Below are 1,200 nucleotides of genomic sequence, written 5' to 3'. Positions count from 1 at the left end.
CGGGCTCGGACCGTACGGGCGCTGCGGGCTCTCCCGCGCCGCCGTCCCGGGCGTCCTCGGCGTCCACCTCCGCGATCAGGCGCCGGGCGAGGTCGCGGTCGGCCGGGTCCAGCCACGGCGCGGCGAGCACCAGATCGGCGTAGGAGCGCAGGATCGTCACCACCCGGCTGCGGCTCGCCCGGGCGGCGTGGTGCAGCCGCTGGCGCAGCAGTCCGGCGATGTCGGCGCGGGTGGCGGGGTGCGTCCAGCCGATCGCGACCAGGGCGAAGCCGGCCGCCTCGACCACCCAGTCCTCGGGCCCGAGCAGCAGGTCGCGCAGCACCCGGCGGCGCTCGGAGGCCTCCCAGGGCTGGTCGGCGCGGTGGTGCGCGATGCCGAGGCAGGCGAAGGCCTGGACCGCGCGCACCCACAGTTCGGGCTGGTGGGCGAGCAGGGCCCGGCCGAGCTCGTCCTCGCGGGGCAGCGGCGGGTGGACCAGGACGGCGAGCAGGTCGTCCAGCGGCAGCCCGGCCAGCCGGACGGCGTGGTCGTAGGCGGCCGGGACGGTCGGCCAGAGGATCTCGGCGGTGGCGCGGACGAGTTCGGCGCTCTCCGGGGCCGGCGGGGTGACGGCCGGGCGCGGGTCGGTGCCGTCCCAGGCCCAGATCCGGGTGGTCGGCTCGGTCAGCGGCAGCCGGGGGTCGGGGTCGCCGACGGACCGGTAGGCGACGGTGGCCCGCGGCAGGGCGAGCCGGACGGCCAGCAGCGAGCTGGGCGGCTCCACGGCGGAGACGGTGCAGTCGATCTGGGTGTCGCGGCCGGTGTCGGGGGCGGCGAGCACCTGGTGCAGCACGTTGACGGTGGCCTCGGTGGCGCCGGAGACCATGCCGAGCCAGGACTCGCGGTTGCCGAGCCGCTCCAGCAGCTCCTGGGCGTACTCGTGGTCGGGGTGGGCGCGGTGGTGGTCGGCCAGGCCGAGCAGGTGGGCCGGGTCACCGTCGGCGGCGTGGCGCAGCCCGTACCGGGCCGGGGCCGCCTTGGGGTGGTCGGGTTCGGTGGCGAGCACCCGGTCAAGCCAGGGCAGGCCGTCGGCGGGGCGGCCGAGGGCGCCGTACAACTCGGCCACGTCGACGGCGAGGTAGCTGCTGGAGTTGTCCCGGTCCGGGGCGACCCTGGCCAGTTCGGCCTCCCAGACCGCGAGCGCCGCCTCGGGGCGGCCGT

1 protein-coding gene is annotated in these 1,200 nt (G+C 77.8%); it reads right to left on the bottom strand.

The window, feature by feature from the left end; translation table 11 throughout:
• On the bottom strand, nucleotides 1–1,200 hold a 1,200-nt coding region (locus J0670_RS40125), incomplete at both ends, for a hypothetical protein (protein ID WP_207817380.1).

Source organism: Streptomyces sp. FH025, from assembly GCF_017427025.1.
In the GTDB taxonomy this organism is placed as follows: Bacteria; Actinomycetota; Actinomycetes; order Streptomycetales; family Streptomycetaceae; genus Kitasatospora.
Note: the sequence above shows the minus strand (reverse complement) of the source record. Positions and strands in the feature narration are given on the sequence as shown.